Genomic DNA, 6,784 nt, shown 5'->3' on the forward strand with positions numbered 1-6,784 from the left:
GAAGGCCAGAGAGCCCGCTCACGACGCGTCCTTGGCTGCGGTCCCGGAGAACGCGGCGAGGTCGTCTTCGCTGAAGCGGTAGTGGCCACCGGGGGTTTTGATGGTGGGTCTGAGGCGGTTTTCGGACACCCAGCGGCGCACGGCTGACGAGTCAACTCGGAATCGTTTTGCGACCTCGGATGTCGTGAGTAGCACGACTTCTGGCATATGGAGCATGCTCGCACTGTTATGGAATCGTGTCAATCACGACATGCCGTGTGGAATGCACAGTAAACGATCAGGGTCACGTCTTGCGCGATGCGCACGACTTATGCACACTTTCTGTATGAACGCGAAACGAGTGCCCTGGATACCGGACACAGACAGCTTCGCCGCGCGGCTGGTTCTCGTCCGGCACGAAATGGGATGGAACGCCAAAGAGGCCGCATTAGCTTGCGGTATCAGCCCGCAATCCTGGCGCGAATGGGAATTGTCGGGGCGACGTCCCCGCGATTATGAGGGCGTCTGCAAGCAGATCGCGGCTCGCACTAAGTGCGACCTGATCTGGCTAATGGTGGGAGACCCTAGACCAGAATGGCCCCTGGCAAACGTAGTAGGAGGGACACACCAACCGGTAGGTTAGCGGGTCGCGCCGGTGCCCCGTCAAGGAGATGTCCCTCGCCTCCCACGCCGAGATTGCCGCCACGGTCGTGGACCGGGCGCCGATCACAGCCGTCACGGCAATCTGGGCTTCGAGGGCTTCGAGGGCTTCGAGGGCGCCGTTTTGGCTAGCAGCAGGCCAGCGACTATCCTGGTAGCAATCGTCGCACGTTCGGCCGTATCGGCCACGCCGTGCGATAAGCAAGCCCCCGAGACGAGGAGTTGGGCCCGACCATGGCCGTACCCAAGCGCAGGATGTCGCGCGCGAACACCCGTAGCCGTCGCGCGCAGTGGAAGGCCACCAAGACGGAACTCGTCGGTGTGACGGTCGCGGGGCAGAAGCACAAGGTGCCCCGTCGGCTGCTCAAGGCCGCCCGCCTCGGTCTGATCGACCTGGACCGGCGTTAGTTAATCTCGGCAGACACCCGGCGCGCCTCTCAGGCCGCTCTCAGGCGTCGGGACGACACTAGGCCCGTGCGGATACTGGTCGTCGATGACGATCGCGCAGTGCGTGAGTCGCTGCGGCGGTCGCTTTCCTTCAATGGTTACTCGGTAGAGCTGGCCCATGACGGGCTGGAGGCGCTCGAGATGATCGCCAGCGACCGCCCCGACGCGCTCGTCCTCGATGTGATGATGCCGCGGCTGGACGGCCTCGAGGTGTGCCGTCAGCTCCGCAGCACCGGCGACGACCTGCCGATCCTGGTGCTCACCGCCCGCGATTCGGTCTCCGAGCGGGTCGCCGGGCTGGACGCCGGCGCGGACGATTACCTGCCGAAGCCGTTCGCGCTCGAAGAGCTGCTGGCCCGGATGCGGGCGCTGCTGCGCCGCACCAAGCCGGACGACGAGGACGCCGAATCGGTGGCCATGAAGTTCTCCGACCTGACGCTGGACCCGGTGACCCGCGAGGTCACCCGCGGGCAGCGCCAAATCAGCCTCACCCGCACCGAATTCGCGTTGCTGGAGATGCTGATCGCCAATCCGCGCCGGGTCTTGACCCGCAGCCGGATCCTCGAGGAGGTCTGGGGGTTCGACTTCCCCACCTCCGGCAACGCGCTGGAGGTCTACGTCGGCTACTTGCGCCGCAAGACCGAGGCCGACGGTGAGCCACGGCTGATCCACACGGTGCGCGGCGTGGGCTATGTCCTTCGGGAGACGCCACCGTGACGGGTCGCCCGCAACGATGATCCGGTACAACCGGCCCCAACGCGTCCCGTTGCGCGCCACCAGCTCGCTGTCCCTGCGGTGGCGGGTCATGCTGCTGGCGATGTCGATGGTGGCGATGGTGGTCGTGCTGATGGCCTTCGCCGTCTACGCGGTGATTTCGGCTGCGCTGTATAGCGATATCGACAACCAGCTGCAAAGCCGGGCGCAGTTGCTGATCGCCAGCGGTTCACTGGCCGCCGACCCCGGAAAGGCGATCGAGGGCACCGCCTATTCGGACGTCAACGCGATGCTGGTGAACCCGGGCCATTCGATCTACACCGCGCAGCAGCCGGGCCAGACGTTGCCGGTCGGCGCGGCGGAGAAGGCGGTGATCCGCGGCGACCTGTTCATGTCCCGCCGCACCGCGTTGGATCAACGCGTCCTGGCGATCCACCTGCCCAACGGCAGTTCGCTGTTGATCTCCAAGAGCCTCAAACCGACCGAGGCCGTGATGACCAAGCTGCGCTGGGTGCTGCTCATCGTGGGCGGCGTCGGGGTCGCGGTCGCCGCGGTGGCCGGCGGCATGGTCACCAGGGCCGGGCTGCGTCCGGTGGCACGGCTGACCCAGGCCGCCGAGCGGGTGGCGCGCACCGACGACCTGCGGCCCATCCCCGTGTTCGGTAGCGACGAATTGGCCAGGCTCACCGAGGCTTTCAACCTGATGCTGCGGGCCCTGGCCGAGTCCCGCGAGCGACAGGCGCGGCTGGTCACCGACGCGGGGCACGAATTGCGCACCCCGCTGACGTCGCTGCGCACCAACGTGGAGCTGCTGATGGCGTCGATGGAGCCGGGGGCGCCGCGGCTGCCCGAGCAGGAGATGGTCGAGTTGCGCGCCGACGTGCTGGCGCAGATCGAGGAACTGTCCACGCTGGTGGGCGATCTGGTGGACCTCACCCGCGACGACGCCGGCCAGGTGGTGCACGAACCGGTCGACATGTCCGAGGTGGTCGACCGCAGCCTGGAGCGAGTCAGGCGGCGCCGCAACGACATTCACTTCGACGTCGACGTGACGCCCTGGCAGATGTTCGGCGACGCCGCCGGGCTGTCGCGCGCCGTGCTGAACTTGTTGGACAACGCCGCCAAATGGAGCCCGCCGGGCGGGCGCGTCGGCGTCACCATGCGGCAGCTCGACCCGTCGCACGCCGAGTTGGTGGTGTCCGACCACGGCCCCGGCATCCCGCCGCACGAACGCCGGTTGGTTTTCGAGCGGTTCTATCGTTCGACGACGGCGCGCGCGATGCCGGGCTCCGGCCTTGGGCTGGCGATCGTCAAGAAGGTCGTGCTCAATCACGGCGGGTTGCTCCGCGTCGAGGACACCGTGCCCGGTGGCCAGCCGCCGGGGACCTCGTTTTACGTCCTGCTTCCCGGCCGGCCGATGCCGCCCTCGGCGTATCCGGCGCCCCCCGCCGGGTACACCGACGAAGAATCGGAGGCCACCGGCCCGGTGGCGACCGATCAGCCGAACTCTCGGGAACCGTCGAACGTTATCTCAGTGGACTCTCAGTCCGCGCGGGCAAGGTAAGTCTGCAGCTACTGTTGGAGAGCCCAGTCGAGCCGACGGGCCGATTTAGTGAGATAGAGGAAGAGCGACCTAGCGCCATGACGAATGACCCGAGGTATTCGCCACCGCCGCAGCAGCCGGGATACCGTCCCGTGCCGAATCAGGCTGCGTCCGCCCCGAGCCACGCGGGGACCTCTGCTTACGGCCAGGGGCACCAGCAACCGTATGGCCAGGCGTTCGACTGGCGGCACCAGTCGCAGACAACGCAATTCCGGCAGCCCTATGACCCGTTCAGCGGCACGGGCCCGGGCCGGATACCGGGCGGGACCGGGGCGGGCCCCATCCCGGGTGGCGGCTCTGGGACCGGCCCGATTCCCGGCATGCTGCCGCCGATGCCACCCCCTGGGCCCCAAAAGCGGTCCCGCGCAGGGCTGTTGACGGTTAGCGCGTTGGCCATCGCGGTGGTCTCGGCCGGCATCGGCGGCGCCGCGGCGACGGCGGTCGAGTTGGGCACGCACACCACCAACGCCAATGGGCACAGCGTCATCGGCGGAAGCGCGCCCAGCGTCCCGGCGGCGAACATGCCGCCGGGCAGCGTCGAGCAGGTGGCGGCCAAGGTGGTGCCCAGCGTCGTCATGCTGGAGACCGACCTGGGCCGTCAGTCCGAAGAGGGCTCGGGCATCGTCCTTTCCGCCGACGGGCTCATCCTGACCAACAACCACGTGGTCGCGGCGGCCGCCGGGCCGCCGAAGGCGACCGGCGCCCCCGGTGCCCCTCCCGGCGGTCCGCCCGGGGGTCCCGGTGGCGGGCTGGGCGGTCCGGCCCCCAAGACCACGGTGACCTTCGCCGACGGCCGCACCGCGCCGTTCACGGTCGTCGGTACCGACCCGACCAGTGACATCGCCGTGATCCGTGTGCAGGGCGTGTCCGGCCTGACGCCGATCTCCCTGGGTTCCTCGTCGGATCTGCGGGTCGGGCAACCGGTGGTGGCCATCGGCTCGCCGCTGGGTCTGTCCGGCACCGTGACCACCGGGATCGTCAGCGCGCTGAATCGGCCGGTGTCCACCACCGGTGAGTCGGGCAACCAGAACACGGTGCTGGACGCGATCCAGACCGACGCCGCCATCAACCCGGGTAACTCCGGTGGCGCGTTGGTCAACATGAACGGCCAACTGGTGGGCGTGAACTCGGCCATCGCCACGCTGGGCGCGGACTCGCCGGACGCGCAGAGCGGGTCGATCGGCCTCGGGTTCGCGATCCCGGTCGACCAGGCCAAGCGGATCGCCGACGAGCTGATCAGCACCGGCAAGGCGTCCCACGCCTCGCTCGGCGTGCAGGTGACCAACGACAAGGGCTCCCCGGGCGCCAAGATCGTCGACGTGGTGCCGGGTGGTGCGGCCTCGACGGCCGGAGTGCCCAAGAACGTGATCGTCACGAAGGTCGACGACCGCCCGATCAACAGCGCCGACGCCCTGGTTGCCGCCGTGCGGTCCAAGGCGCCCGGCGACAAGATTTCGCTGACCTTCCAGGATCCCGCTGGTGGCAGCCGTACCGTGCCGGTGACCCTGGGGAAGGCGGATCAGTAATGCGAGTGGAAGAACCCTCCGCGGCGGGACTGTCGGAGCTCGGCTATACGGTGGCACCCATGGAAACGGGTGCGGAGTTGGTCGTCGGCCGGGCGTTGGTCGTGGTCGTGGACGATCGCACCGCCCACGGGGACGAGGACCACAGCGGGCCGCTGGTGACCGAGCTGCTGACCGAGGCCGGCTTCGTCGTCGACGGCGTGGTCGCGGTCGCGGCGGACGAGGTCGAGATCCGCAACGCGCTCAACACCGCGGTGATCGGCGGGGTCGACCTGGTGGTGTCCGTCGGCGGGACGGGCGTCACGCCGCGCGACGTCACGCCCGAGGCCACCCGCGACATCCTGGATCGTGAAATCCTCGGCATCGCCGAGGCCGTCCGCGCCTCGGGGCTGTCGGCCGGGATCATCGACGCCGGTTTGTCCCGCGGCCTGGCCGGGGTGTCGGGAAGCACGCTGGTGGTGAACCTGGCCGGTTCCCGTTACGCGGTGCGCGACGGGATGGCGACGCTGAACCCGCTGGCCGCGCAGATCATCGGCCAGCTGTCGAGCCTGGAGATCTGACCGCCCGACGGCGGGGCATCACCGCGTCACTGTGACTCGGCGTCCGCGCGGGGTCCGTGGTCTGGAGGGGGCGTCGTGCCCGGTCCGCCGTGCTTGCCGGACGAGTCGCCGTTGGTTTCTGCCAACAGGTCGCGGATCTCGGTGAGCAGCACGATCTGGGCGTCGTCCGCCTGCTCGACCTCGCCCCGCTTGCGCAGTGTGTTGTAGGGCAGCACCACGAAGAAGTAGACGACCGCGGCGATCAGCACGAAGTTGATCGCCGCGGACAGCAGGATGTTCAGGTCGATGGTTTGACCGCCGCCGATGCCGATCTTCAAGACGCCGACGTTCGACTGCTGCTTGACGCCGATCCGGTTGATCAGCGGGGTGATGATGCTGTCGGTGAACTTGGTGACGAGCGCGGTGAAGGCGGTACCGATGACCACCGCGACGGCCAGGTCGACGATGTTGCCCCGCGAGAGAAACTCCTTGAACCCTTTGAACATTCCCGATGTCCTTCCTGGGATTGGACAGAGTTTGCTGTCGGGTGCGTGGCCAACGCGGCGAGGCGCTCAGTGCAGGGTGAGGGTCACCGCCTGACCCAGCGCCGAGCCCGCCACCGTGTTCGCCACGCGAGCCGGCAGCGCCACCAACACTACGCGGTCACCATCCGCGGCCTGGGCTTTTGGCTTGGCCGACACGAGCACCACGACGGCGTCGGTGGCCACCACCCTGGGGACGGCCTGGGGCGTGCCCGGCGTCCCCGCTGCCGGCGCGGCGAGCACGTCGACGACGTCGCCGACGCGGACCAGTTCGATGAGGGCACTGTCGGCCAGGCGGAGCGGCACGAGGCGGGCGCCGGGTCCCGCCTTCAAGGCGATCGCGGCGTCGGCCAGCCGGCTGCCCAGCAACCGCACGTCGGTGAGCACCTCGCCGCGCCGCGCCGGGCCGGTCAGTGTCGAATTGGCCACCGCGCTCACGTCGGCCAGCGCGCCGTCGGGAAGGGTTGTGGCCAAACGCTTTTCGAGACGCACATCGGCCGGGGTCAACGCGGCGCCGGGCCGCAGGTCGTGATCGGCGACCACCACGTCGGCGTAGTCACCGGCCGGGTTGGCGCGCAGTGCGGCCAGGCCGGCCAAGACGACCAGCCCGCCCGCGGCGACGCGCCGCGCGAGCACGGTCCGCGTCCAGTCCGGGCGCAGCATCATCAGGCGGCTGAACAGGCTGGGATTCAGCGACGATTCGCCCACGCGGCAACGGTAGGCGCGACGCGCTCACCGGCGATGCCGACGGCGGTCGGGTTTGTGGATAACCGCCTA

General features: G+C 68.8%; 8 protein-coding genes. 5 read left to right on the forward strand and 3 right to left on the reverse strand.

The window, feature by feature from the left end:
• Positions 1-18: 18 nt before the first annotated feature.
• Positions 19-207 carry a MerR family transcriptional regulator gene (locus tag HMPREF0591_RS12070; RefSeq protein WP_040622384.1) on the reverse strand — a complete coding sequence of 63 codons (189 nt, stop codon included), beginning with the start codon at positions 205-207 and terminating at the stop codon, positions 19-21.
• Positions 208-873: 666 nt separating this feature from the next.
• On the opposite strand from HMPREF0591_RS12070, the gene rpmF reads away from it, so the two are divergent.
• The 5 genes from rpmF (at position 874) to HMPREF0591_RS12100 (ending at position 5,486) form a co-directional block, all read left to right on the forward strand.
• A complete protein-coding gene (gene rpmF, locus HMPREF0591_RS12080; protein ID WP_007168835.1) occupies positions 874-1,047 on the forward strand; it encodes a 50S ribosomal protein L32 in 174 nt (57 codons plus the stop codon).
• A 66-nt stretch (positions 1,048-1,113) separates the two neighbouring features.
• Positions 1,114-1,803 (forward strand): two-component system response regulator MprA, encoded by a 690-nt coding sequence (gene mprA / locus HMPREF0591_RS12085; protein ID WP_007168836.1) that lies wholly within the window; start codon positions 1,114-1,116, stop codon positions 1,801-1,803.
• 16 nt (positions 1,804-1,819) lie between these two features.
• Positions 1,820-3,364, forward strand: a complete 1,545-nt coding sequence (locus tag HMPREF0591_RS12090; protein WP_007168837.1) for a HAMP domain-containing sensor histidine kinase — start codon at positions 1,820-1,822, stop codon at positions 3,362-3,364.
• 77 nt (positions 3,365-3,441) lie between these two features.
• Positions 3,442-4,929 (forward strand): S1C family serine protease, encoded by a 1,488-nt coding sequence (locus HMPREF0591_RS12095; protein ID WP_040622385.1) that lies wholly within the window; start codon positions 3,442-3,444, stop codon positions 4,927-4,929.
• A complete protein-coding gene (locus HMPREF0591_RS12100) occupies positions 4,929-5,486 on the forward strand; it encodes a MogA/MoaB family molybdenum cofactor biosynthesis protein (protein ID WP_007168839.1) in 558 nt (185 codons plus the stop codon). Before HMPREF0591_RS12095 ends, HMPREF0591_RS12100 begins: the two co-directional genes overlap by 1 nt.
• Before the next feature lie 26 nt (positions 5,487-5,512).
• On the opposite strand, the gene mscL is transcribed toward HMPREF0591_RS12100, so the two are convergent.
• Entirely contained in the window at positions 5,513-5,971 is a 459-nt protein-coding gene (gene mscL / locus HMPREF0591_RS12105; RefSeq protein ID WP_007168840.1) for a large-conductance mechanosensitive channel protein MscL, read from the reverse strand.
• A gap of 66 nt (positions 5,972-6,037) precedes the next feature.
• Positions 6,038-6,715: an SAF domain-containing protein gene (locus tag HMPREF0591_RS12110; protein WP_007168841.1), complete on the reverse strand. Its 678-nt coding sequence runs from the start codon at positions 6,713-6,715 to the stop codon at positions 6,038-6,040.
• Positions 6,716-6,784: the final 69 nt, after the last annotated feature.

It is taken from the genome of Mycobacterium parascrofulaceum ATCC BAA-614, from assembly GCF_000164135.1.
GTDB classification, from domain to species: Bacteria; Actinomycetota; Actinomycetes; order Mycobacteriales; family Mycobacteriaceae; genus Mycobacterium; species Mycobacterium parascrofulaceum.